The following is a 223-nucleotide window of genomic DNA, read 5'->3' as shown; positions in this document are numbered from 1 at the left end:
CAAGCTCTCTGGTTTGGGCTTCTCCGCGTTCGCTCGCCGCTACTGACGGAATCACTATTGTTTTCTCTTCCTCAGGGTACTTAGATGTTTCAGTTCCCCTGGTATGCCTCTGCATAACCTATGTATTCAGTTATGAGTAACTGGAAATTACCCCAGCTGGGTTTCCCCATTCGGACACCCCCGGATCAAAGCTTGCTTACAGCTCCCCGAGGCAGTTTCGTTG

Annotated in this window: 1 rRNA gene; it reads right to left on the bottom strand. The window is 50.7% G+C overall.

The window, feature by feature from the left end:
- Window positions 1–223, bottom strand: a 23S ribosomal RNA gene (locus tag WFI24_RS34655); the annotation flags it as partial.

It is taken from the genome of Paenibacillus sp. USHLN196 (assembly GCF_037144955.1).
GTDB classification, from domain to species: domain Bacteria; phylum Bacillota; class Bacilli; order Paenibacillales; family Paenibacillaceae; genus Paenibacillus; species Paenibacillus xylanexedens_C.
Note: the sequence above shows the minus strand (reverse complement) of the source record. Positions and strands in the feature narration are given on the sequence as shown.